The sequence below is a fragment of the Chryseobacterium sp. SIMBA_029 genome (genome assembly GCF_046535275.1).
In the GTDB taxonomy this organism is placed as follows: domain Bacteria; phylum Bacteroidota; class Bacteroidia; order Flavobacteriales; family Weeksellaceae; genus Chryseobacterium.
The window spans coordinates 1-455 of sequence record NZ_JAWRXA010000041.1; the positions used below are offsets into that span (position 1 = coordinate 1).

General features: G+C 35.6%; 1 pseudogene. It reads left to right on the forward strand.

Going from position 1 to position 455, the window contains the following annotated elements:
• A pseudogene (locus SB679_RS23110) lies at nucleotides 1–455 on the forward strand (hypothetical protein); the annotation flags it as partial.

Here is a 455-nt window from a genome sequence, read left to right on the forward strand (position 1 = left end):
ATGGATATTACCAAAGAAGGAGACGAAATTAACTCCAAAGGAACCTATTCCTACATTGTAAAAAATGGTTTTATCTACAACTATAAAACGGATCAGGGAGTTTTCAAAAAATTTAAATATACACAGGATAGGCTGACTACTGTAAAAGAAGTCCCATTTACCTATATTAGTGATATTTCCAGCTATGTATGGATAGATAATAATACACTGGTTATTGTTGGAGAAACAGGCGATGGCCAACACATACGGTATACTATTTTCAATGCTTCAGACCTTAGTATTATTCGTCAGGGAGAGATTGAAGGATTTCAACCTTTCCCGAATGCCTATAATTTCTACTCGCTGGGTGCCATGACTTATATGGATGGACAAATCTATTTACAGTATAGCTTTCGTGATGGTAAGTGGCTCACTCCGGAATATTACAACTTTGCTGTGATAGATTATCAAACTTT